17 protein-coding genes are annotated in these 23,559 nt (G+C 71.4%); 8 read left to right on the top strand and 9 right to left on the bottom strand.

The features are described 5' to 3' along the window. Nucleotides 1-5: 5 nt before the first annotated feature. Nucleotides 6-2,930, bottom strand: coding sequence for a glycoside hydrolase family 2 TIM barrel-domain containing protein (locus tag Raf01_RS19430; protein WP_203919344.1), 2,925 nt, complete (start codon nt 2,928-2,930; stop codon nt 6-8). Between the two features lie 183 nt (nt 2,931-3,113). On the opposite strand from Raf01_RS19430, the gene Raf01_RS19425 reads away from it, so the two are divergent. Both Raf01_RS19425 and Raf01_RS19420 read left to right on the top strand, forming a co-directional pair. After that, nucleotides 3,114-3,482, top strand: a complete 369-nt coding sequence (locus Raf01_RS19425; protein WP_308442658.1) for an STAS domain-containing protein — start codon at nt 3,114-3,116, stop codon at nt 3,480-3,482. 141 nt (nt 3,483-3,623) lie between these two features. Beyond that, entirely contained in the window at nt 3,624-4,829 is a 1,206-nt protein-coding gene (locus Raf01_RS19420) for a PP2C family protein-serine/threonine phosphatase (RefSeq protein ID WP_203919342.1), read from the top strand. A gap of 5 nt (nt 4,830-4,834) precedes the next feature. On the opposite strand, the gene Raf01_RS19415 is transcribed toward Raf01_RS19420, so the two are convergent. Continuing rightward, nucleotides 4,835-5,548: a TetR/AcrR family transcriptional regulator gene (locus tag Raf01_RS19415; RefSeq protein WP_203919341.1), complete on the bottom strand. Its 714-nt coding sequence runs from the start codon at nt 5,546-5,548 to the stop codon at nt 4,835-4,837. Nucleotides 5,549-5,673: 125 nt separating this feature from the next. Here Raf01_RS19415 and Raf01_RS19410 point away from each other — a divergent pair, with 125 nt between their 5' ends. Continuing rightward, nucleotides 5,674-6,306, top strand: a complete 633-nt coding sequence (locus Raf01_RS19410) for an NADPH-dependent FMN reductase (protein WP_203919340.1) — start codon at nt 5,674-5,676, stop codon at nt 6,304-6,306. Further along, nucleotides 6,303-7,799, top strand: a complete 1,497-nt coding sequence (locus tag Raf01_RS19405; RefSeq protein WP_203919339.1) for a DHA2 family efflux MFS transporter permease subunit — start codon at nt 6,303-6,305, stop codon at nt 7,797-7,799. The genes Raf01_RS19410 and Raf01_RS19405 overlap by 4 nt, the downstream gene beginning before the upstream one ends. A 19-nt stretch (nt 7,800-7,818) precedes the next feature. Here Raf01_RS19405 and Raf01_RS19400 read toward each other — a convergent pair whose 3' ends face one another. The 3 genes from Raf01_RS19400 to Raf01_RS50590 all read right to left on the bottom strand — a co-directional run bounded on the left by Raf01_RS19400 (nt 7,819) and on the right by Raf01_RS50590 (nt 12,713). Next, the gene (locus Raf01_RS19400; RefSeq protein ID WP_203919338.1) at nt 7,819-8,868 is read right to left on the bottom strand and encodes an aldo/keto reductase; all 1,050 of its coding nucleotides are present in this window, start codon (nt 8,866-8,868) and stop codon (nt 7,819-7,821) included. 148 nt (nt 8,869-9,016) lie between these two features. After that, entirely contained in the window at nt 9,017-9,268 is a 252-nt protein-coding gene (locus tag Raf01_RS19395) for a hypothetical protein (RefSeq protein ID WP_203919337.1), read from the bottom strand. Between the two features lie 592 nt (nt 9,269-9,860). Further along, nucleotides 9,861-12,713, bottom strand: a complete 2,853-nt coding sequence (locus Raf01_RS50590) for an ATP-binding protein (RefSeq protein ID WP_203919336.1) — start codon at nt 12,711-12,713, stop codon at nt 9,861-9,863. Between the two features lie 341 nt (nt 12,714-13,054). Between Raf01_RS50590 and Raf01_RS19385 the strand changes: the two genes are divergently transcribed. From Raf01_RS19385 to Raf01_RS19370, 4 genes are all read left to right on the top strand, one after another. Beyond that, nucleotides 13,055-13,246 carry a hypothetical protein gene (locus Raf01_RS19385; protein WP_203919335.1) on the top strand — a complete coding sequence of 64 codons (192 nt, stop codon included), beginning with the start codon at nt 13,055-13,057 and terminating at the stop codon, nt 13,244-13,246. Nucleotides 13,247-13,671: 425 nt separating this feature from the next. Continuing rightward, entirely contained in the window at nt 13,672-14,319 is a 648-nt protein-coding gene (locus Raf01_RS19380) for a GOLPH3/VPS74 family protein (protein ID WP_373319539.1), read from the top strand. Between the two features lie 50 nt (nt 14,320-14,369). Continuing rightward, nucleotides 14,370-15,914 (top strand): APC family permease, encoded by a 1,545-nt coding sequence (locus tag Raf01_RS19375; RefSeq protein ID WP_203919333.1) that lies wholly within the window; start codon nt 14,370-14,372, stop codon nt 15,912-15,914. 48 nt (nt 15,915-15,962) lie between these two features. Beyond that, nucleotides 15,963-16,586 carry a GNAT family N-acetyltransferase gene (locus tag Raf01_RS19370; RefSeq protein ID WP_203919332.1) on the top strand — a complete coding sequence of 208 codons (624 nt, stop codon included), beginning with the start codon at nt 15,963-15,965 and terminating at the stop codon, nt 16,584-16,586. Nucleotides 16,587-16,718: 132 nt separating this feature from the next. Here Raf01_RS19370 and Raf01_RS19365 read toward each other — a convergent pair whose 3' ends face one another. The 4 genes from Raf01_RS19365 to Raf01_RS19350 all read right to left on the bottom strand — a co-directional run bounded on the left by Raf01_RS19365 (nt 16,719) and on the right by Raf01_RS19350 (nt 23,357). After that, entirely contained in the window at nt 16,719-17,261 is a 543-nt protein-coding gene (locus Raf01_RS19365) for a fibroblast growth factor (RefSeq protein ID WP_203919331.1), read from the bottom strand. Nucleotides 17,262-17,367: 106 nt separating this feature from the next. Continuing rightward, nucleotides 17,368-18,921 carry a sensor histidine kinase gene (locus tag Raf01_RS19360; protein ID WP_203919330.1) on the bottom strand — a complete coding sequence of 518 codons (1,554 nt, stop codon included), beginning with the start codon at nt 18,919-18,921 and terminating at the stop codon, nt 17,368-17,370. Nucleotides 18,922-18,964: 43 nt separating this feature from the next. Further along, the gene (locus Raf01_RS19355) at nt 18,965-19,720 is read right to left on the bottom strand and encodes a response regulator transcription factor (RefSeq protein ID WP_203919329.1); all 756 of its coding nucleotides are present in this window, start codon (nt 19,718-19,720) and stop codon (nt 18,965-18,967) included. Between the two features lie 142 nt (nt 19,721-19,862). Next, the gene (locus Raf01_RS19350) at nt 19,863-23,357 is read right to left on the bottom strand and encodes a phosphodiester glycosidase family protein (protein ID WP_203919328.1); all 3,495 of its coding nucleotides are present in this window, start codon (nt 23,355-23,357) and stop codon (nt 19,863-19,865) included. Nucleotides 23,358-23,559 lie beyond the last annotated feature (202 nt).

Raw genomic sequence — 23,559 nt, 5'->3', positions numbered from 1 at the left:
CTCCGTCAGGTGAACCGCAGCTCGAACGAAGCCGCCCGGGGCGTCAGCCGGTATGGCGGCAGCGGGCCCGGACCGCACGACGCCGTTCCGATGCCGTGCTGCTGATGGTCGATCGACAGGTGCAGCCGGCCGTCGGGTACCAGGTCGACGGTGTGCCGGGCGGCCGCCAGCGCGTACCGCGACCAGGGCCGCGCGCTGAAGCTGAACTCCGGCCCACGTACCGTGAGCTGCGCCCCGGTGCCGGGATCGCGCAGCCGTAGCCGGCTCACTCCGGCACGCGCGCCGTTCTCCTGCGGCCGCGTGTAGTCCACGCTGAGATCGGCGACCGTCGAGGAGAACCAGCCCAGGCGCTGCGCCTGCCCGGTGTCCGGGTAGCGCGGCCCCGGCCCGAGCCCCGCCCAGTCGACCTCGGTCAGGGTCGCCGGCAGGGTGAAGTCGACGCCGATCCGCGCCCAGGAGCCGCTCCACGGGCCGACCGGCACCACGTCGACCGCGAGCGAAAGCCCCGCCTCGGCGCTGGACCACCGGTACGTCACGTCGACCGCGTGGTCACGCCCGGCGGTACCCGAGCGGCGCACGACCACCAGCCCGTCCGCGGACGCCGTGACCGAGACCGTCCGGCTGACCATCCGGTGCAGCCCGAGTTCCTCCCAGACCGACGCGTCCGCGACCCCTTCGGCGGCCCCCCGGTCGTTGTCCGTGGGTGCGCGCCACAGGCCGAGCTCCGGCCCGTCGATCGCGAGGCCGTTCAGCGACCGCAGGAGCCCGGTCGCCGGATCGAACACCGCCGGCCCGAGGACCAGCCCGCCGTCGCCCGTTCGCGGTGCGGTCACAGCCGCGCCGGCGCCCGCGTCCTCCACGGGTACCGATCCGGCCTGGCACCAGGCGACCTCGTGGCCCTCCTCGCCCCACGCGGTGGCCTGCGCGAGCACCAGCGACACGGTGAGCACCCGGCCGGCGGCGCGAGCGTCGCCGACCTCGGCGGGCAGCGGCACGACCGCGCTGTCCCCCGGCGCCACCCGGACCGGTTCGAGCGGGCCGGCGCAGCGCTGTCCGGCCTCCTCGTGAACCGCCCAGCGCAGCGCGAACTCGGCCAGGTCGCTCACGTCGTGCAGGTTCGCGACCCGCAGGGTGCGCCAGTCGTCGTCGACCGCCATCCGCACCGGCTCGACGACCTTCTTGAAATCGAGCAGGCCGGGGCGCGGCACGCGGTCGGCCGACACCAGCCCGTCGATGACGAAGTTGCCGTCGTGCACCGGTTCGCCGAAGTCGCCGCCGTACGCGTCGTACCGCACCCCGTCCGGCGACGTGCGGTGGATGCCGTGCTCGACCCACTCCCAGACGAATCCGCCGGAAAGGCGCGTCGAGTTCTCGAAGGCGTGCTGGTACTCGCTGAGCCCACCCGGCCCGTTGCCCATCGCGTGCGCGTACTCGCACAACACGAACGGCAGTCCCCGGCGGTGCTCGTCGAGGGCGGGATCGGCCAGCGCCGGATCTTCGAACCGGCCGATCGTCTCGACCTCGTCGACCGGCGCGTACATCCGCGAGTACACGTCCACATACGCGGTCGAGCGCCAGGCGCCCTCGTAGTGCACGAGCCGCGACGGGTCCCGGTTCTTCGACCACTGCGCCATCGCGGCCAGGTTGCCGCCCTCGCCCGCCTCGTTGCCGAGCGACCACATCACCACGCACGGGTGGTTCTTGTCCCGCTCCACCATCCGGGCCATCCGGTCCAGCAGCGCCTCCCGGTAGGCGGGGTCGTCCGACGGGTTGTTCCGCCATTCGACGAAGGTGAACCCGTGAGTCTCCAGGTCGCACTCGTCGATGACGTAGAAGCCCAGCTCGTCGGCCCAGCTCAGCACGTCCGGGTGCGGCGGGTAGTGGGAGGTCCGGATGGCGTTGACGTTGTGCTGCTTCATCAGCCGGAGTTCCGCCAGCGCGGTCTGGGCGGGTACGGCGCGGCCGAAGTCCGGGTGGTGCTCGTGCCGGTTGACGCCCCGGAACAGCACCGGGTTGCCGTTGATCCTGATCTGCGCCCCGTCCACGGTCACGGTACGGAAGCCGGCGCGCAGCCGGACGCTCTGCACCGGGGTCGACACGATCAGGTCGTACAGCGCCGGCCGCTCCGCCGACCAGGGCCGGACCGGCCCGACGTCCAGCGTGGTACCCGGTACCAGATCGTGAACGTCGAGGTCGGGCACCGAGACGCGTACCTGCCCCGCGTCCGGCCCGTCCACCTCGACGCGCAGTTCGCCGCGGCCGTCCCGGTAGCCGGCGCGCACGAAGATGTCTCGCAACGCACCGGCCGGGTGCGCGAGCAGGGTGACCGACCGGAAGATGCCGGGCAGCCACCACATGTCCTGGTCTTCCAGGTAGCTGGCCGCGGAGAACTGGGCGACCCGCACCGCCAGGACGTTGTCCCGCTCGCGCAGCAGGTTGCCCACCTCGAATTCGGTGGGCAGCCGGCTGCCGCGCGTCGTGCCCAGCAGCCGGCCGTTGAGCCAGACCGTCGCCGCCGAGTCGACGCCGTCGAACCGCAGCAGCGCGCCGTTCAGAAACTCGGGCGCGACGTCGAAGCGCAGCCGGTGGTCACCGATCGGGTTGGCGTCGGGTACGAACGGCGGGTCCACCGGGAACGGGTAGACCACGTTCGTGTACGCCGGCTGTCCGTGCCCGTGCATCGGCCAACTCGACGGCACCGGTATCGAACCCCAACCGGAGTCGTCGAAGTCTTCCGCACCGACGCCGCCGGGGGCCGCGTCGAGCGAGGGCCAGAGCTGGAAGCGCCAGTCGCCGTCCAGCGAAAGCTCCGGCAGGCCGGAGTCGAACCGCGCGCGGGGTGCGATGCCGCCGGTGCCCGGTCCGGCCGATCGCAGGTTCATCACCTCATCCGGTGGTCGTGTGTCGGTGCCGTTCACGAACTCGCTCATGGCGTCCTCCATGTCGATCACGAACGACTATTCTGCCGCGACCGGTCGGGGTCGTCGCGCGGCGTCAGACGCGCCGAGCCGGACTGGCCGTAACGGGCTCCGGAACGTGCCGAGCCGGGCGCTGGCTCCGGCCGGCGGGTACCGTGGGGGCGCACGCCACGGCTGTCTCGGGGTGATACGTAGGTGCGGGCATTTGTGTATGAGGACGCTGGCGGACGGCGTGTGATCAAGGTCGACGGCGACCTGGACATGTCCACCGCCGACTCCCTCGTGGACACGGTCACCGGGGTGGTGGCCGGGGCCGGCGCCGTCGCGGTGGACCTGGACCTCAGTGGCCTGGGCTTTCTGGACTCCAGTGGCATCCGGGCGCTGCTGCGGGCACACCGGGCGATCGTGGCGCAGGGCGGCTCGCTGACCGTGTCCGGCGCCCGCGGCCTGGTCGCCGAGGTGCTGCGCATCACAGCCGTCGAGGAGTTGCTCGGCGTGACCATCCCACCGCGCCGGCCCGGTGGTCGGCCGCCGGCGGCCGGCGACGAGGCACCGCGGCAGTAGCGGCAGGCGGTGGTAACGGCAGGCGGTAGTAACGGCACGCGGGCAGTAACGGAGGCCGGGGCGCCGAATCGGCCAACGACCTGCGCCGCGGCGCGGCGGTTCGGGAGGCTGGGGTGGTAGCCGAGCCGTGAGGGGAACCCCGTGGCCATCCCAGCGACCGACCTGTACCGGTCCATCGCCGACCTGCTGCGGGCGACGCACCTGGTCCAGCCGAGCGCGTTGGCCGCCGCCGTCAACGCGTCCGTCCGGTCGCTGGGCATCCGGGTCACCGTGTTCCTGATCGACCTCGAGCAACGCCATCTCCGCGCCCTTCCGGAGACCGGAGCGCCGACCTCCGAGCCGTTTCCGGTGGACCGCGGCGTCGCGGGAGATGCGTTCATGACCGTCCGTATCCTGGCAGCGTCGGACCGCAGCGATCTGCTGTGGGTACCGATCGTGGACGGCACCGAACGGCTCGGGGTGGCGCGGTTCGCGTTCCCGGAACCCGTGTCGGTCGACGATCCCGACCTGCATCTCGGCCTCACCGCCCTGGCCGGCCTCATCGGTCACATGGTCATCACGAAGTCGGCGTACGGCGACACGCTGCGCGCGCTGCGTCGCTCCCGGTCGATGTCCACCGAGGGCGAGTTGCTGTGGCGCAACCTGCCGCCGCTGACGTTCGCGACCGACGACGTGACCATCTCGGCGATCCTGGAGCCCACCTACGAGATCGGCGGGGACGCGTTCGACTACGCCGTCGACCGGGACCACGCCCGACTCGGCATCTTCGACTCGGTCGGGCACGGGCTGACCGCCTGCCTGACCGCGGTGCTGACCCTGGCCGCCGTCCGGTCCGCGCGCAGCAACGGCGCCGACCTGATCGACATGGCGCTCGCCGCGGACGAGGCGCTGACCAGCCAGTTCGACGACCTCCGGTACACCACCGGCGTGCTGGCCGACCTCGACCTGACCACCGGCCTGCTGCGCTACATCAACGCCGGCCACCCGGCACCGGTGCTGATCCGGGACGGGCGGGCCGTCGCCCGGCTGGAGGCACGGCGCCGGATGCCGCTCGGCTTGTCCGACTCCCGGCCGGTCGTTGCCGAGTACGCCATGCGACGCGGAGACCGGCTCCTGCTCTACAGCGACGGCATCACCGAGGCGAGGAGCGCGGACGGTGGGCGGTTCGGGCTCGACCGGCTGATCGACCTGGCCGAACAGCACTCGGCCGGCGGCCTGCTCGCCCCGGAGGTGCTGCGCCGGATCGGGCACGCCGTCCTCGACCACCAGCACGGGCAACTCCAGGACGACGCCACCCTGATGATCGTCGAGTGGGCGGACCGGGTGGGTACCCGACTGGTCCCCTGAACCGGTCAGGTCGCGGCGCCGCCGTACGCCCGCAGGAACGCCCGGACCCCGGACGCGATCAGCCGGTCGATCTCCTCGGCGGGCAGCGGGGTGACGCCCCAGTACGAGTGCTGCACGGCGTTGGGCGAGATCAGCGCCATGAAGTGGGTGGCGACCTGGTCCAGGTCGCCGTGCGCGTCGATCAGGCCGTGGTCGCTCAACGCGGCCAGGGCGGACGCGAATTCGCGGCGGACCGCCCGCGGACCGGCCTCCTGCCACGCCTGGACGGTGTCGGCGGGCAGGTGCCCGGCCTCCACCAGGATGTGGCGCACCAGCAGGAAGTGGTCCCGGAAGTCGGCCATCAGGTCGCTCCACGCGCGGGCCAGCGCGAGCAGGTCACGCTCGAGGTCCCGGGGGTGCGGGGGGCGCTGCGGATCCAGGTACCGGCGCAGTCGCGCGAGCTGCTCGTCCCTGACCCGCGCCGAGCTCCACTCCATGACGGAGCGGAACAGCTCCTCCTTCCCGCCCGGGAAGTAGTTGTAGATCGTGCGGGTCGACGTGCTGGCCTCGGTCGCGATGGTGTCGACGGCGGCCCGCGAGTATCCGTCGCGCCCGAAGACGACGCACGCGGCGTGCAGGATCGCCGCCGCCTTGTCCGCCCGGCCGCGACGTGGCTGATCCGTGCCGGTCCTGCCGGCGCTGGTCCCGCCGGTGCTCTTCGTGGTGTCTGTGCCGCTCATCGGTCCCTCATCCTACGGTCGAGAACGACATTACAACGCTGGTTGTGCTTTTAACAACCGGCGTTGTACTTTGGCCGGAGGGGCGCACGCCGGCGCCCGCACGAGAGACAGCCAAGGGGACAGTCATGCTGGACACCGCCCGTACCACCGATGTCGCCGACACCGACCGCGCGCTCCGCGTCGCCGTCATCGTCGGGAGCGCCCGGGGTGGACGGGCCGGTCGGGCGGTAGCCGACTGGTTCGTCGGCCACGTCCGCGACCGGGCCGACATCGAGCTGAACGTCATCGACGTCGCCGACCTGGATCTGCCCGTAGCGATGCCCAACTGGGACGGCCTGCCGTCGCCCGCCCCACAGACCCGGGCGGCCCTGGCCGACGTCAGCCCCCGGCTGGCCGACGCCGAGGCGTTCGTGGTCGTCACGCCCGAGTACAACCACAGCTTCCCCGCCTCGCTGAAGAACCTGATCGACTGGCACTTCACCCAGTGGCAGGCCAAACCGATCGGCTTCGTCTCGTACGGCGGCCTGGGCGGCGGGCTCCGCGCTGTCGAACAGCTCCGGCAGGTCTTCGTCGAACTGCACGCGATGACCGTGCGCGACTCGGTCAGCCTGCACGGACCGTGGTCCGGACTGGGCAAGGACGGCCAGCCACTCGACGCGGCCGTGTGCGAAGGCGCAGCCAAGGGCATGGTCGACCAGCTGGTGTGGTGGGGACGCGCGCTGCGCGCCGCCCGCGTCGCGCACCCGTACGGCAAATGACCGCCGACACCCGGACCGGTCACGACCTGGCCGCGACGCTGACCGTCGTGGTCATCGGGTCGGTCATGTCGGTCCTGGACGTGACCATCGTCAACGTCGCCCTGCACCCGCTGGCGGTCGCGCTGCGCGCACCACTGACCGCGGTCGGGTGGGTCTCCACCGGGTACACCCTCGCCCTGGCCGCGGTCATCCCGACGGCGGCCTGGGCCATGGCCCGGTTCGGCGCGAAGCACACCTACCTCGCCGCGATAGCGCTGTTCACCGCCGGATCGGCGCTGGCCTCGCTGTCCTGGAACATCCAGACGCTCGTGCTGTTCCGGGTGCTTCAGGGCCTCGGCGGCGGCCTGCTGATGCCGGTCGGCATGGCGATGGTGATACGCGCCGCGGACCGGCGACGGATGGGCGGACCGATGGCGGTGCTCGGGATCCCCGTGCTGATCGGCCCGGTGGCCGGTCCGGTGCTCGGCGGTTGGCTGATCGACACCGCGTCCTGGCACTGGATCTTCCTGGTCAACCTGCCGGTCGGCGGGTTGGCCTTGGTGCTCGCGGCCCGGCTGCTGCGACACGACGGACGGCAGCCGGCGCGGCGGCTCGACGTACCCGGCCTGCTGACCCTGTCGCCGGGCCTGGCACTGCTCATCTACGGTCTGGCGACCGGCGGCAGCCGTGGCGATGTCACCGAGCCGGGGGCGCTGGTGCCCGCGCTCGCCGGCCTGGCGCTGACCGCCGGCTTCGTGGTCCGGAGCCTGACCGCCCGCGAGCCGTTGCTGCGGCTGCGGCTGCTGGCCGACCGTACGTTCGCCGCAGCCCTGGCCACCATGGTGCTGTTCGCGGCCGGGTACTTCGGATCGATGCTGCTGACGCCGATGTACTACCAGACCGCGCGGGGCCTCGACGCCACCCGCGCGGGCCTGCTGGGCATACCGCTGGCCGTCGCCGTCGGCACCTCGATGCAGGTCGCCACGCGACGGATCGACCGGGCCTCACCCCGGCTGATGATCCTGTCCGGCATCGTGATCGCGGCGCTCGGGCTGTCCGGGTTTGCCGGTCTCCTCGGACCGGACGCGCCGTACTGGCGGCTGTGCGCGGCCATGGCGGTGATGGGCGTCGGCGTCGGCATGGTGCTCATGCCGCTCAACACGACCGCGACCCGCGGGTTGCCCCGGGACGACGTGCCGTCCGGCAGCACCACGCTGAACATCGTGTCCCAGGTCGGGGTGTCGATCGGGACGGCGCTGATGTCGGTGGTACTGGCGTCGAACACGGCGGGTACCGGCATCGGGACGCAGCGCGCCGGGGCGTTCCAGCACACGTACTGGTGGGCCGTGGCACTGCTGGCTCTCGCGCTGGTACCGGCCGTGCTGCTGCCCCGGCGGTCGGCGGCCCTTGACGCTCCGCCCCCGGTACCGCAGCCGGCTTCACAACAGCCGGCTTCACAACAGGCGGCTTCACAACAAGCGGAGCCGGCCCGCGCGTCACGAGGGACGGCGTGACCCGCGGGCCGGCGCGGTCTCAGGCCGCGGCGCGCTTGTCGGCCGGGCGGCGGCGTGCGATCGCGTCGGTCAGCGCCGGCGACGTCCAGCCGGAGTCGGCGGTGTTGACGTTCGTACCCGGCGGCACGATCGCGTCGATCCGGTCCAGGACGTCGTCGCTCAGGGTGACCTCCGCGCCGGCCAGCAGGTCGGTCAGCTGGTCCATCGTGCGCGGGCCGATGATGGCCGAGGTCACCGCCGGGTGGGCCACCACGAACGCGACCGCCAGGTGGGTCAGCGAGACGCCGGACTCCCGCGCCAGCTCGACCAGCTGCTCCACCACGTCGAACTTGCGCTGGTTGCCGGGCAGCGCCGGGTCGAACCGGGCCGGGAGGCGACCGGCGCGGCCGGTGGTCAGGTCGATCTCCTGTCCCTTGCGGTACCTGCCGGTCAGCCAGCCGCCGGAAAGCGGGCTCCACGCGATCACGCCCATGCCGTACTTCTGCGCCGTCGGAAGCATGTTCGCCTCGATGCCCCGAGTGAGCATCGAGTACGGCGGCTGCTCACACCGGAACCGCTCGAAGCCGCGACGTTCCGCGGCCCACTGCGCCTCCACGATCTGCTCGGCCGGAAACGTCGACGAGCCGATCGCCCGTACCTTGCCGGCCCGGACCAGGTCCGTCAACGCGGAGAGAGTCTCCTCGATGTCCGTCTCCGGGTCCGGCCGGTGGATCTGGTACAGGTCGAGGTAATCGGTACCGAGCCGGCGCAGGCTGTTCTCCACCTCACGGATGATCCATCGCCGGCTGTTGCCGGACATGTTGGGATCGTCGCCCATCACGCCGTGCACCTTGGTGGCCAGCACCACGTCGTCCCGCCGGTCGCGCAGCGCCTTGCCGACGATCTCCTCCGACTCGCCCCGGGAGTACACGTCGGCGGTGTCCACGAAGTTGATTCCCGCGTCCAGCGCCGCGTGGATGATCTTCACGGAATCGTCGTGGTCCTGGTTGCCCCACGCGCCGAACATCATGGCTCCCAGGCAGTACGGGCTGACCTTGATCCCGGTGGCCCCGAGGGTACGCAGTCGCATCGCGGTTTCCTTCCTCGCGACCGGCCGCCCCGGTCGCGTCTGCCGCACAGATGATCAATCACACCCAACCTAGCGCGGCGGGCGGCAGCGTGCGCGGCCGGCACGACGGGAGGCGTTCCGCTCTCCGCTCGTGGAGAGCGGAACCCGCCTACGGTCGCATCGCCAGCTGAACGATGGCGGCGGCGCCCATGGCACCGGCGACCCGGGGATTGATCAGGCTCAGCTCGTAGTACACCTCGGCGAACGCCTCGACCTCTGAGCCACGTTCGGCGGCGACCCGGCGGGCGCCGCGCATCGCGGCGGCCACGCTGACGCACATGTCCTGATAGTCACGCTCGGCGGCCGCGATGATGGCCTCGGGCGGTTCCTGAAGGTTGACATTCCGGCCCTGGTACGACATCGCCACTCCTCCCCGCCGGCCGGGTCAGCAGCCGGGCGGCGGTGCGGGTGACCGGCGGGGCGCGCGACCGGGATCCCGGCCACACGCCCCGGCATCGCCGGCCGCCGCAGCCCCCTGGCAGTACGGCGGCAAGGATCTGACCGGCTCCGCGATGCTCGCGGCTGCGCAAGTCATACTTCCGCCGTACCGGGTCCTGGACATCCGCCACCTGGCGCACTCTGCCGGAATTGCCTGGCGGACAACGGGTTTCCGCCCCGCGCTCGTCCGTTTCTCCGTCAGATGGCGGTTATTTCACCGGCGCCGCGCCGACAGACTTGTCAACGCAGCGCCGGCCCCGTTCCCCCGAATAGGCCAAGCCGCACAGGGGCCGGCGCCGCCAACCCGCGGCGGGCAGCGACGGTATTCGCCACTACCTTCGGCAAAACGGCTACTTCCCACGTCGAGCCGTGTGACGACCGTCCACTGCGGACGGTCCGGCCGACCGCTGCCCGCCGCCACTACGAGGGGTTCGGGACGATGCGGGTCCGGGACCGCGAGTGCTCGGGTTACGAAAGTTCGCGGCCGTGAGGGTTCGGGGCATGAGGGCTCGCGGCTACGAGGACTCGGACTGCCCCGGTCCGGTGAGGTTGCGCTGGCTCGCCTCGCGGGCGATGTCGATGCGCGAGTTGAGCCCGAGCTTGGCCAGCACGTGCGACACGTGCGTCTGCACGGTCCGCCGGGACAGGAACAGCTGCGCAGCGATCTGCGGGTTGGACATCCCGCCCGCGACCAGGTTCGCGATCCGCAACTCGGTCGGAGTCAGGCTGTCCCAGCCGTGCTGGGAGCGCCGGTGCCGGGAGTGCGGGCCGCGCCGGATGCCGTACGCGCGGAACGTCGCCTGGGTACGCGCCAGGTCCCACCCGGCGCCGAGCGTCGAGTACAACGCGAAGGCGTCGGTGAAGTAGGCGCGCGCACCGGCGATGTCCCCGCCGTCGGCCAGCGCCACCGCGGCCGCCTCGAGGGCCTGCGCTCGGGGCAGCAGCCGGTTGGCCGCCCGATAGTGGTCGGCGGCCGCGACCAGCTGGGTCGGGTCACGGTCGAGCAGGCCGCGGCAGTGCGGCCCGACCGCCTTGCGGTGCGGGACCTCGGACGCGGCGCTGAATGCCTGGGCGCGGCGGACCACGTCGCGTGCCGCGTCATCGTCTCCGACGGTCATCGCGAGGCGTACCGCGTCGGCCAGCAGGTCGGCGGCTTCCTCCATCTGCTCGGTCGTCCCGCTCAGTTCGGCCATCAGCCCGGCGAGCGCTTCGTTCGGGTTGTCGGACTGCTCCCGGTCGAGGCAGCGGGCCATCGCGAGCGGGGCGAACAGGCGGCCCTGGCCCAGCCGGGTCGCGAACCGTTCGGCCTCGGAGAGGTGCCTCGCCGCGGTCGCGTCACCGCGGTGGAACTGGATCGTCGCGGCCAGCCCGTGCGCGTTGCACTCGACACTCGGATCGGGCAGCGGGTCTGAGCCGAGGTCGACCTCGGCGAGCGCGTCGTCCCACCGGCCGACGTCGAACAGCAGCTCGCCGACCACGACCTGGGCCTGCACGAGGCGGACCACGTTGCCGGCGTCGTCGGCCAGCTGCCGCGCCTGTTCGGCGGTGCCGATCGCGGCGTCGTACCGGTCGAGGTCGCCCAGCGCCGCCGCGTGGTTGAGCTGCAGCATCAGCCGTAGGTCCACCAGCGCCGGGTCGCCCTCGGCGACGGCGCGGGCCCGGTCGAACAGCGCGATCGCGCCGGTCGGGTCGCCACGCATGCCGTGCAGGATGCTGAGCATGCCCAGCGACCAGCCTCTGGCCCAGCGGTCTCCGGACGCGGTCGCCAGGCTGAGCGCCTCCTGAGCGGTCTCGCTGGCGGCGCTGACCCGGCCGAGGCTCCGCTGGATGCGGGCGGTGAGCACGAGCAGCCGGGCGCGCTCCCGGGTTTCCAGGTCGCAGGCGTGCAGGGTGCGTTCCAGTTCGGCCAGCGCCTCCTCCGCGCGCCCCTCGCGGGTGCGGCACGGCGCGAGCGTCCAGTGCAGGTCGACGAGGAGGTCCGGTTGCGTGACGCGGTCCAGCGCGGCGCCGGCCACCTTGGCCGCCGCGGTGGTGTCGCCGGCCGAGTAGAGAGCATCGGCCAGCCGGCAGGTCAGCAGGTCGTGCGGGTCGGCCCCGGCGGGGATCGCACCGACCGCCCAGCGCAGCAACGAGACGGCGGCGTTCGGGGCCTGACCGACCAGCTGGTGGCCGGCGTCGGCCAGCCAGCGCACCATCCACTCGTCCATCGCGCCGGTGTCGCCGAATGTATCGGCGGCGGGAAGCAGCTGCCGGGCGACCTGCTCGACCGGAGCGCCGTCCTCGGTGAGCGCGCGGGCGGCGTCGCGGTGCCAGGCGGCACGCATCGCCTCCGGCATCACGTCGTAGAGCGCGGATCGGATCAGCGGGTGGCGGAAGGCCAGTTCCTTACCCTTGTCCGCCACGACGCCGGCGAGCAACGCCTCGTCGAGCGCGGGCAGCAGGTCGGTCACCGGACGGCCCGATGCCACGGCCAGCTCGGACACCGAGAACTCCTCGCCGAGCAGCGCGGCCACCCGCAGCACCTCGCGAGCCGGTGCGGACAGGAACTGCAACCGGTCCGCGATCGCCGCGGCCAGCGAGTCGGGCGGCGAGCCACCCGTCGCGTCCATGCAGCCGTCCTCGGTGGCCAGTGCTCCGCCGCGCCGCAACGCGTCGACGAGTTCGATGAGGTACAGCGGGTTGCCGGCGGCTCCCTGGGCGAGCGCGCGCAGCCGGGTGCCGGGTACGCCGCCGACCTCGCGCGCGAGCAGTTCGGCCGTCTCGGTCTCGGAGAGGCTGTGCAGCCGTACCACTCCCCCGTCCCGGTCCACCGCACGGCGCAGCGCCAGCAGGTCTTCCCGGAGCGGTACCGGCCGGGTCGCGCCCACCACCAGGAGCGGCAGTTGCCGTACCGAGCGGACCAGCCGGCCCAGCACGATCACCGTCGCCGGGTCGGCCCACTGCAGGTCGTCGACCATCAGCAGGACCGGTTCCCGGGCGCACACGTCGTCCATCAGTGCGAGGAACCGCTCGGTGGCCGCGGCGACCACGTCGGTCCGGTTGCCCGGCATGGACTCGGCCCGCAGCATCTCGGCGATCCGGGCGGGCCCGTCGCCGGCCAGGCCGGCCTGAGCCTGCACGGCCTCCAGCAACGGCAGCAACGGGAAGGCGCGGCTGAGTTCGTCGCAGGTCGCCCAGATCACCCGGCACCTGGCGGCCATCGCGTCGCCGGCCAGCGCCCGCAGCAGAGAGGATTTGCCGATGCCGGGTTCGCCCTCGATGAGCCCCGCCTGGCCCCGGCCCGCGGTCAGGTCGGCGACCCAACCACGAGCCCGGCCCAGTTGGCGTTGGCGGCCGACCAGCGAATCGGCAAGAAGCGCTTCAGTCACCCGCCGAACACCTCACCTTTCCTGCACCGTTAGTAAAAATGATCAGTTCACTCCGCGTTCATCTCCAGCGCCTCTGCGGCGCCTGACGCGGGATCGCCGATCACCCGCCGGTTCCTTGATCCGCGACCGCATTTCCGCAGGTCAATCGCGTGCATGAGGATCGAGCCCACTTGCGGACGGTCAGCTTCGAAGGATCACATTGAAGGTGACTAATTCATCGAGAATTCAGACGCCGTTAACCAATGAGCCATGTAAAGACCACGCCCCGTCCATCTTGTCCACGGAATGTAACGACCACCTGGCCAGGTGCCCCTTCAGCTACCCGCTTGGCAGGAGTCGCGATGCGGATTAGACGCAACGTGATCACGCTCGTCCTCATGATGATGAGCGCCGCGGGTGCACTGTTGGCCGGTGCAACGGCCATGGCACCCGTCGATCACCAGAACACGAGCTCATATGCATCGGTACACGACCTCGCGATCGGCTCGGTGATCACCTCCGGAGTGAGGCCGGACGATTACTACGACACCTGATGATGCCCGGTCCCATCCGGGATGGGAAGGTGTTATCTGCAATTCCCGGGTGCAAATTGCGAAATGGCACGTGCCACTTGGACGGCTCCCGGTGGACCCGTCCGGCTGACGTACAAGATTGACGAAGGCGACCGCGAAACCTCCGCCAGCTGGCCGATGTTTCGCGGTCGCCTGCTGTGCGGGTACCGCGACCCGGTGCGCGTACGCCGGACTACGACCGGTTCAATTGCCCGTGACCTGCGGTTACACCGCCCATCCCGGATCATCGCCGTACGCGCTGGGGACATATACGCCAGGTGACCGATGTCTCGACTCCCCCGCGAACGAGAATCAGATCTTGTGCATTTAGCCAGGGCGTCGATGCGCTGGGTGTCAAGAAGGGGGACACGTAGGCGCATCGGCGCCCGCCGGGGTGGTCAAGGGGTGTGGCGACGTTGCTGGCTGACCAATTCTTCCTGATCGCGCACGAGGACCGGACCGGTCGGTCGCGGCTGCATTCGCGGGCGACCGGTCTGGGCCTGGCGGCCGGTCTCATCGGCGAGCTGATGCTTCTCGGGAAGGTACGCGTATTCGAGGGCGAGCTGCGGGTGGTGAGCCGGGACCCGCCGGGCGATGTGCTGGCCCACAACATCCTCGACCTGCTCATCGCTCAACCACAGCACCGGGACCTGCCCACCTGGCTGGCATACCTGGCGCAGGACGCGGCGGACAAGGTGGGCGAGCGCCTGCAGCGCGCGGGCGCGGTCGAACCGGTGACCCGCCGCCGGCTGATGAGCAGCCAGACGGTCTACATGCCGATGAACGCCGACCAGCGCAACGCCGCGGCGTGGGCCCGGGTACGCCTCGCGGACATGCTGGTGCGGCACCGGGACATGGACCTCGCCGACAGCATGCTGGCCGGCCTGGTACTCGCCACCGGACTGACCCGGTGTGTGCTGTGGGACCTGCCGGTACACCGTCCCGGCGTGACCCACCTGTACGCCGTTGTTGATTCCCTTCCGCCGGAACTGCGCGAGCTCGTCGAGTACACGCAGGCATCCGTCGGATACGTCCTCGCAGCCGGTCGACGTTGAGCCCGCGCGGGCGCCACGCCGCTGGCCGAACCCATTTTTGGAGGCTGGCAATGGCGCGACCAGATGCCGCCGGACCCGACATCGTGTCGCGGTCGCTCGCAAGCAACCGTCTCGGTGTGCCGTCGGTGGTGTTCTTCGGCGTCGCCGGAGCCGCACCCCTCACGGTCATCCTCGGCGCGGTCACGACCATCTACGCGGTCATCGGCAACACGGCCGTACCGCTGTCCTACCTCGTCGCCGCCCTGATCCTGTCCACGTTCACGGTGGGGTTCGTGGCGATGAGCCGGCACATCGTGAACTCCGGGGCGTTCTACTCGTACATCAGCCACGGCCTCGGCCGGGTGGCCGGCGTGGGCGCGGCGTTCGTCGCGCTGCCGGCGTACTCCATGATGCAGATCGGGTTGTTCGGCCTGTTCGGCGTGGTGGCCTCGAACCTGGTGGCCTCCGCGGGCTTCCGGGTCAGCTGGTGGATCTGCGCGCTGATCGGGTGGGGACTGGTCTCCATCCTCGGCCTGCTGTGGGTGGACCTGAGCGGGCGGGTCCTGGCCGTACTGCTGGTCTCCGAGATCACGCTGGTACTGATCTACGACGCCGTGATGATCGCGCACCCTGCCGGTGGGCACGTCAACTACCAGATGCTGAACCCGACCAACATGCTCTCTCCCGAAGCGGCCGCGATGCTCGTGGTGGCGATCGCCGGCTTCGTCGGCTTCGAGGCGACGGTCGTCCTGTCGGAGGAGGCGAAGGATCCGAAGCGGACCATCGCCCGCGCGACGCACTGGGCGGTCCTCATCCCCGGCCTGTTGTGCGGGACGTCCGCGTGGGCGATGGCCGTCAACGCCGGATCGGACCACGTGGTGGCCGAGGCGAAGGAGAAGAAGACCGACCTGGTGTTCACGCTCGTCTCCCCGCACGTGCCGGCCATCGTCGTACAGGTGGGCTACGTGCTGTTCCTGACCAGCGTGTTCGCGGCGCTGCTGGCGTTCCACGCGGCCGTCGCGCGCTACCAGTTCGCGCTCGGCCGGGAAGGCATCCTGCCGGGCGCCTGGGGGCGTACCCAGCCCCGGACCGGCGCGCCGACGCTCGGCTCGGTCACCCAGAGCCTGCTGGCGCTGGCCGTCCTGGTCGCGTACTCCCGTACCCACGCCGATCCGCTGGTGTACCTGTTCGCCTGGCTGACCGTCGTCGGCGGCCTGGGTGTGCTCATCCTGATGTGGAGCGCATCGGCCGCGGTGGTGTCGTTCTTCATCCGCAACCCGGGCCGGGAGAACGCATGGCGAGCCCGGATCGCGCCCGCCTTCGCGTTCCTCCTGCTCACCGGTGTCCTCGCCGCGACCGTCGTCGGTCTGGGAGACATGCTCCAGGTCGCGCCGGACTCGCCGTTCCGGTGGCTGATCCCACCCGCGTACGCGGCGGTCGCCGTACTCGGCCTCGTCTGGGGCCTCATCACCCGGTTTGCCCGCCCGCATGTGTACGCCGCCATCGGCCGGGGCGCCGGAGGCAACTTCGCCGCGCCGATGCTGCTGCCCCGGCAACGCGTGCCGTACGCCGACGCGGACCTCGACGTGGGCTTCGAGGCGTCGTTCCGCGGCTGAGCCGGACCGCCCGCCGATCTACATTTTCCGCACCGAGAAGGGATTACGATGACGTACGCCATCCAGGACCTGGTGATCCGTCACCTCGATCCGATGGACACCTCCGGGATCACCCAGCTTCTGGCCGCCGCGATGGGCGACGGCCCGGTCGCGCGGTGGCTGGCCCCGGAACCGTCCGTACGCCGGGACTACGCCCCGGCGTACTTCGAAATCTTCGCCGAGCACGCCGTGCGGTACGGCGAGGTCTACGCGTCGGTCGACGAGGGCGGCGAACTGTCCGGCGTGGCCCTGTGGTTCCCGCTCACCGCGCCAATCCCCGGACCGGTCGACTACGACCGGCGACTCAAGGACGCGTCGGGCTCAGCCTCCGGATCGGCCTTCGACCGTGCCCGTGAACTGGATGCCGCGCTCGAGGCGCACCACCCCATGGAGCCACACCACTACCTCGCGTTCCTCGCGGTGCACCCGCGCCGGCAGGGCCGCGGCATCGGCAGCGCCCTGCTCGGCCGCCACCACGCCCGGCTCGACGCCGCCGGGATCCCGGCATACCTGGAAGCCAACCATCCCCGCAACCGCGACCTGTACCTGCGCCACGGGTACGTGGTCCGCACGGAGATCCGGCTCAACGACGGACCGCCGATCTGGACGATGTGGCGCAAGCCCACGCCCTGACGCGGGGCCGGCATACTCAGGCTGTACCGCGAGGGCCTGTGCTCGCCTCCGCCAAAGCCCGGCTCCGGCTGCGCTCAGGCGGGATTACGTGGGCCTGTGCTCGCCTCCGCCAAAGCCCGGCTCCGGCTGCGCTCAGGCGGCATCCGGGAACTCGTACAGCCAGTACGACTGCTCGTCCAGCCGGTGCATCCGCACGTTCCCGGACAGGCGGTGCAGCAGAACCCGCACCGACCTGGGGAGGTGCCGGACGGCGTCGGTGCGGGCGCACACATCGAGCGCGGTGATCGAGTCACGCGTCGACGTCTCGTGCATCGCCCCGATCAACTGAGCGAACGTGGTTACCGGCGCGCCGGCCTCCACCGCGACGAATCCGACGTACCAGATCCGGCGCTCGGCGTAGTACCGCGGCCAGTGTCGTTCGAAGTACTGCGGCGAGATCAGCGGCATCGACTCCAGGTCGTTGGTGTAGGTCGACAGGCCACACAGCGCACCGTCGTCGTTCAGGCACAGGTACTTCTGCACGCGCGGGTCGAGCATGACCTCGTCGAACTCGGACCGGTACATCAGGTGTCGCTGTACCGCGAGGCTGTTCAGTTCCCGGAACGCCTCGTGGTACAGCGACCACGCGTCTTCCATGAGACTCTCGTGAACCTGGTCAACGATCTTGATACTCATCTGTGCACCCCGATCACCTAGAGCATTCGCCGCCGTGGATACGTGAGCCTAGGATACGTGGAGTCATGGATTAGTAACAGTGTGTATACATATGGCAATTTGCATATTACAAATGATCTGGCACCGCCGATGCGGGCTCGACCTCGCCGGACCGCTGAAGCGGCAAAGTGACCGTGAACACCGTGTGCCCCGGCTGGCTGCTCACGCCGATGGTGCCGCCGTGCGCCTCCACCACAGCCTCCACAATGGACAGTCCCAGCCCGGTGCTGCCGGCCGCCCGGGACCGGGAGTTGTCTGCACGGGCGAACCGGTCGAACACATCGGGCAGCAGGCTGTCCGGGATCCCCGGCCCGTCGTCGGCCACCGCCAGCACGGCAGCCGCGCGATCCGGCCGGGACAGCGTGACGGTGACCGTGGTACCGGCCGGGGTGTGGGCGCGCGCGTTGCCGAGCAGGTTCACCAGTACCTGGTGCAGCCGGGACGCGTCCCCGACCACGACCACCGGCTCCTCCGGCAGGTCGAGCCGCCAGGAGTGGCTGGGGCCAGCGACATGCGCGTCCCCGGTCGCGTCGACGACGAGCCGGGTCAGGTCCACCGGATCGGCGGCCAGCGGCCGGCCCGAGTCCAGCCGGGCCAGCAACAGCAGGTCCTCGACCAGTGCGGTCATCCGGGCCGACTCCGACTCCACCCGGCGCAACGCGTGCGCCACGTCGTCCGGGACCGGTTCGTGCACCCGCCGGGCCAGCTCGGCGTACCCCCGGATGGCCGCGAGCGGGGTGCGCAGTTCGTGGCTGGCGTCCGCGACGAACTGCCGTACCCGGGTCTCGCTGGCCTGCCGGGCACTCAACGCCGCCGCGATGTGCCCGAGCATCCGGTTGAGTGCCGCGCCCACCTGGCCCACCTCGGTGGCCGGGTCGGTGTCCACGTCGGGTACCCGGACCGGAAGGGCGACCTCGCCCCGGTCCAGGGGCAGCTCGGCGACCCGGGTCGCGGTCGCCGCCATCCGGTGCAGCGGGCGCAGGGAGCGGCGCACGATGACCGCGCCGGCCAGCCCGGTCACCACCAGGCCGGCCAGCGCCACAGCGCCCTCGACCAGGCCCAGGCCCATCAGCGTCGAGTGCACGCCGGCCAGCGGCAGCCCGGTGACGATCACGCCTCCGTCGGGAAGGCGCATGGCCACCAGGCGGTAGCTGCCGAGGTCGTCGAAGACGCGGGTGTGCGGCCGGCCGTCGACCGGGAGGCGTTCGAGCACCGGGTAGTCCGTCGCGGACACCGGGTCGCCCAGGACGACGTAGGCGTACCTGACCGCGTCGTTCACGACGCCGGCCTGGAGGGTGCCCGCGCTCTGGCCGGTCGGCACCGGGAACGGGGGCGGTCCCCCGCCGCCGCCGGGCGGTCTCGACTCCTGGGTCGCCATGCCGAAGAATCGCCGGCTGGCGTCGCCGAGCTGGCCGTCCACCTGGCGCATGAGGAACCCGTGCAGGGCGAACTCGGTGACGCCGCCAACGATCAGGCAGACCACCGCCAGCAAGCCGGCGACCGCGGCCACCAGCCGGGTCCGCAGCGGCCACCGGGACGGCCGGCCGCGCCGTCCCCGCGCCGGCCGGCCCGTGCGCCCGTCCGCCGTCGGGCGCTTTCCCACCGCCGGGCGCCCGTCCATCGCCCGACGGCCTTCCGCCAAAGGGCGGGCGGACGGGGTGTGGTCAGCCGCAGGGCTTGAGGACATAGCCGGCGCCGCGCATGGTGTGGATCATCGGTTCGCGACCGGCGTCGACCTTCTTACGCAGGTAGGAGATGTACAACTCGACCACGTTGGCCTGCCCACCGAAGTCGTAGTTCCACACCCGGTCCAGGATGAGCGCCTTGGACAGCACCCGGCGCGGATTGCGCATCAGGAAGCGCAGCAGCTCGTACTCGGTCGCGGTCAGGTCGATCGGCGTACCGTCGCGGCGTACCTCGTGGCTGTCCTCGTCGAGGGTCAGCTCCCCCACCACGAGTACCGCGTCCTCCCGCACGGCCGTCATCCCGGCCCGCCGCAGCAGTCCGCGCAGCCGGGCCACCACCTCTTCCAGGCTGAACGGCTTGGTCACGTAGTCGTCGCCGCCGGCGGTCAGGCCGGCGATCCGGTCCTCGACCGTGTCCCGGGCGGTCAGGAACAGCACCGGCACGGTGGGGTTGCGGTCGCGCAGCCGGCGCAGCACCTCCAGCCCGTTCAGGTCGGGCAGCATCACGTCGAGGACCACGACATCGGGGTCGAAGTCACGGGCCACCCGCAGCGCGGCGTGCCCGTCGCCCGCTGGGCGCACGTCCCAGCCCTCGTACCGCAGCGCCATCGCGAGCAGCTCGGTCAGCGACAGCTCATCGTCCACGACCAGCACCCGGACCGGCTCGCCGTCGGCGCGAGCCAACCGTGCCGGCGCGATCTCGGACGGCTGCGGCGCGTTACCGACAATCGACATACCGTCATGTTCGCGCGAAAATCTGTGCGAAGTGTCGGCTGAGCCTGTGTGTCTGCTGTGAGACCGCACCGCGGGACGGCGACGCGAACGGGTCTCACGCCCGCGCGGCGGCCGGCGGTCACCCGCCGGCCGCCGCGCTACCTCACCGGTCGAGCGTGACGGTCGCCGACGCGGTCAGTCCGCCGGAGGCCACCGTGACGGTGACCGTCCCCGGGCGTACCGCGGTCAGCGTGCCGCTGCCCAGGTCGAGCACCGCCAGGGTCGTGCCCCGCTTCCGAGCCGCCTTCACGCCGTCGGCGGAGCCGGCGACCACGAGCCCGGGACCGCCGCTCCAGACCACGCTGGCCGGGAAGCGCAGCGGGAAGGTCAGACCGAACTCGCTCGTCGCACCGGTCGCGGAGACCGGCGCCGAGGCACCGACCGCCAGCCGGTCCGGGGCGGAGACCTCGATCCCGTCGATCAGCGGCCGGCTCTGCGCCACCAGCCAGTCACGGGTGTCCGGACTCGGCTCGCCGGCCTTGATCCTGGCCGGCTTCGGGTCGACGCCGACGTGCATCCAGCCGAAGAAGCCGCCCTGGTCGGGCGACGCGTACGGGGTCTTGCCGATCGCCGGCGTGGTGACCTCCAGTACCCCGTCGGAGCGGCTGACCGACGCGTCGTGCGCGTGGCCGGTGAACAACGCGATCGGCTTGCCCGACCTCTCCCGGAAGTCGGCCAGCCACGTCTTGAACAGGCCCGCCTCCAACTGGTCGGACAGCTGCGAGGCGCCGGCACCGGTCGGGTCCACCAGCGGATGGTGGAAGGAGACCACCACGCCAGTGACCGAACGGTCGGTAGCGGCCTTGTCCAGTTCGGACTCCAGCAGCGGTACCTGGTCCCAGTCGGAGGTGCGCATGTCGCCGGTGTGCGAGTCGAGCATGATGAACCGGGTGCCCTTGTGGTCGAAGACCTGCCGGGTCGGCCGGCCGGTACCGGCGATGAACGCGTCCAGCCCACCGGTCGCGGACAGGCCGGCCTCGTGGTTGCCCGGTCCCCAGTACACCGGCAGGCTCGCCGGCACATGGGCGGCCAGCAACCCGTTCGCCAGCGCGAAGTCGGCCGGGTTGTCGTCGTCCACGAAGTCGCCGTTGATGAGCAGGAAATCGGGCCGCGCGGCGACCGCCTGGTCCAGCGCCAGCGCCGCCTGCCGGGCCGAGAACGAGTCCAGCCCCTGTGCCGCGCTGACGTGCAGGTCGGACAGGACCGCGAAGCTCCACCGGCCGGACCCGAGGCCGGTCGCCTGTTCGAGGATGTAGGGGTCCGCCCGCGGCGGCTCGCTGGTGTCGGGCTCCTGCCCGACCTGCGCGGCGAGCCCGTCGAACTCCAGCTGGCCGGCGTTCTTGTTGGTCTGCGAGGTCTCCGCGATGTAGACCCGCAGCAGCGTGATGGGCTCGGAGAAGCCGTCCGGGATGTCGCCGACGACCCTCCGCCAGCCGGTCCAGTCCACCACGTTCGCGAAGGTGAACGGGACGTTGGTGGTGCCCTGCGAGGACATCATGGCCCGCAGCCAGTGTCCCTTGCCGTCGCCGTTGACCCACAGCGCCAGCTTCTTGGCCCCGCTGGGCAGGGTGATCGGGCCCGGTGCGGCCACCGCGTAGGCAGCCGAGGTGCTGGTCTGCCCGGTGAAGTCGTAGGTGAGACGCAGCGCGTGGTTGCCCGCGGTGGCGCCCGGCCGCTCCGGGGCGGCCACCGTGGCGACCGACGCGGTGCCGCGCGCCGCGGTCGCGGTCCAGGACACGGCCCCGCCCGGCTCGAATTCGGACAGCGACACGTCGATCAGGCCGACGGTGACCGGCAGCTTCGCGGTGACCCCCTGGACGGTCGCGGTGACGGAGGTGGCCCTGCCGCCGGCGTTCGCCCCACCGGTGATGGTGAGACCGCCGTCGGTTCCGGCCGTCACCGAGACGACGTCGTGGTCGTAGTCGAGGGTCACGTCCCGGGCCGCCACCGGGGCGTCGAACCCGTCGGCGTCGTACCCGGTCAGCGACACGCCGGCGGTCGCGCCCGGGTCGATGGTGACCGCGCGCTCGGAGAAGGCCAACCGGTGCAGTTCGCCCACCACGCGCACGTCGACCTCACCCTTGACGGACCCAGACTGGGCGCGCAGCATACCCGCCCCCGGGTTCTTGGCGGTGAACACGCCACCGCTCGCCTTGCCCAGCGAGCCCGGGTGGGCGCTCCAGTCGACCCGGTGCCTGCCGAGCGCGACCGGCGACCAGGTCTCGTCGTAGCCCGCGGCCGCGACGTCCATGGTGAGCCCGGGCACCACCCGGTCGGCCTGCGGGCGGACGTCGAACCCGCGCAGCGTGCCCGACCCCTTCGCGCCGAACAGGCCGACCGCGTTGGGTACCGGCCGCTCGCTGCCGTCCGACGGGGTGTTGACGACGCTGACCCCGGTGTCGCCGGGGTGCCGCGCGACCAGCTCGGTGGAGCCGCCGCCGTCGAGCATGAACCCATCCGCGGCGCCGAGGCGCACCAGCAGCGCCGCCATGTCGTCGAAGCTCAGGCCGGCGGAGAAGTTCGCCGACCCGTCGACCGCGACGAGCAGCAGCCGGTGGCCGCCGACCGGCCAGGCGATCGCGGTGCGCGGCTTGGGCTCGTCGTTGCCGGTCGACGGCGGGAAGTCGATGGCCTTCCCGTCCTTCACCAGTACCGAGCCGCTGCCGAGCGCCATCCGTAGCGGGGAGGTCGCGTCGCTGTGCGGCTGGAAGGACACGGTCACCGGATCGCCGGGCTTCGCGGTGGCGAGTTGGCCGGCGGCGGCGCCGCGCCCGAGCACGATGAGCCCGTCCGCCGGTACCGGCGTGGTGGTGATCTGGTTGTTGACCGCGGTGACCTTGCCGCCGGCCACGACCAGCTCGGTGTACGGGCCGGCGCCCTGGATGAGGGTACGCGCGCCGGTGCCCCACAGCGGGGTGAAGACGTCGATGCCGTCCGCCGGTACCGTCTCGGAGTTCAGCGCGGCCAGCGGACGCTGCGTACCGGCCACCGTGACGGTGCCCTGGATCAGCAGGTCGGCGAGCCGGGCGACCCGGTCGGCGCCGACCGCCACGACGGTGGAGGACTGGTCGGTGCCCTTACGCAGGGTGCCGCCCTGGATCTCCGGGCCCTCGGCGGCGAACGTCTCGGTGATGTCGAAGTAGTCGCCGTTGACGGCGGCGACGGCGCGCTGCGCGTCGGCCTTCTGCGAGATCGTCCAGGTCTCGCTCACCTTGCCGGCGAGCAGGTCCACGCCGACCGAGGCGGTGCCCAGGTCGGCGTTGAGCACGTGTACCCGCAGCCAACCGCCACGGCCGAAGGTGTTGAACGTGGTCAGCACGATCCCCGGCGCCACCGGTCTATCGACCCGGTCGGCTTCGATCGACTCGCCGGGAACGATCGTCTGGTATGCCGGCACGCTGTATGTCGGTGAGCCCGGATACTCCTGGGCGGGGTGGCCCGACTGGCCGTCCGGCGATCCGGATCCGTTGGAGTTGCTGGAGTTGCTGGGGTTGGCGCTGGCGGCGGTACCGCTCGCGGCGAGTCCGGCCGCGGCGACCGCGCCGACGATGAGTCCGCGACGGGTTACTCGCACGCCCCCGTTGTCATGATCGTTCATGATGCCGAACGCTATTGCCTGTGCCCAACGGCGGAGTGAACAGCGGGGTGAGAATCGGCGTACTGCCGCATGTGGATCTGGTCACGCTGGCTGACGGTACACCGGCCGGCCGGGCCGCAAGGGGTTCACAATGGTCGATATGGGCGCCGGGGGCGGAAACGCGATGTTCACGGTCGGGACGTTCGACCGAAACCGGCGACGG

The sequence above is a fragment of the Rugosimonospora africana genome (assembly GCF_016862975.1).
In the GTDB taxonomy this organism is placed as follows: Bacteria; Actinomycetota; Actinomycetes; order Mycobacteriales; family Micromonosporaceae; genus Rugosimonospora; species Rugosimonospora africana.
Note: the sequence above shows the minus strand (reverse complement) of the source record. Positions and strands in the feature narration are given on the sequence as shown.

Bases quoted from the DNA above. Each gene is read 5' to 3' on its own strand.
- Raf01_RS19430 (WP_203919344.1), bottom strand. From the start codon at position 2,930: ATGAGCGAGTTCGTGAACGGCACCGACACACGACCACCGGATGAGGTG.
- Raf01_RS19415 (WP_203919341.1), bottom strand. From the start codon at position 5,548: ATGAGCGGCACAGACACCACGAAGAGCACCGGCGGGACCAGCGCCGGC.
- Raf01_RS19410 (WP_203919340.1), top strand. From the start codon at position 5,674: ATGCTGGACACCGCCCGTACCACCGATGTCGCCGACACCGACCGCGCG.
- Raf01_RS19405 (WP_203919339.1), top strand. From the start codon at position 6,303: ATGACCGCCGACACCCGGACCGGTCACGACCTGGCCGCGACGCTGACC.
- Raf01_RS19400 (WP_203919338.1), bottom strand. From the start codon at position 8,868: ATGCGACTGCGTACCCTCGGGGCCACCGGGATCAAGGTCAGCCCGTAC.
- Raf01_RS19395 (WP_203919337.1), bottom strand. From the start codon at position 9,268: ATGTCGTACCAGGGCCGGAATGTCAACCTTCAGGAACCGCCCGAGGCC.
- Raf01_RS19385 (WP_203919335.1), top strand. From the start codon at position 13,055: ATGCGGATTAGACGCAACGTGATCACGCTCGTCCTCATGATGATGAGC.
- Raf01_RS19375 (WP_203919333.1), top strand. From the start codon at position 14,370: ATGGCGCGACCAGATGCCGCCGGACCCGACATCGTGTCGCGGTCGCTC.
- Raf01_RS19370 (WP_203919332.1), top strand. From the start codon at position 15,963: ATGACGTACGCCATCCAGGACCTGGTGATCCGTCACCTCGATCCGATG.
- Raf01_RS19365 (WP_203919331.1), bottom strand. From the start codon at position 17,261: ATGAGTATCAAGATCGTTGACCAGGTTCACGAGAGTCTCATGGAAGAC.
- Raf01_RS19360 (WP_203919330.1), bottom strand. From the start codon at position 18,921: ATGGACGGGCGCCCGGCGGTGGGAAAGCGCCCGACGGCGGACGGGCGC.
- Raf01_RS19355 (WP_203919329.1), bottom strand. From the start codon at position 19,720: ATGTCGATTGTCGGTAACGCGCCGCAGCCGTCCGAGATCGCGCCGGCA.
- Raf01_RS19350 (WP_203919328.1), bottom strand. From the start codon at position 23,357: ATGAACGATCATGACAACGGGGGCGTGCGAGTAACCCGTCGCGGACTC.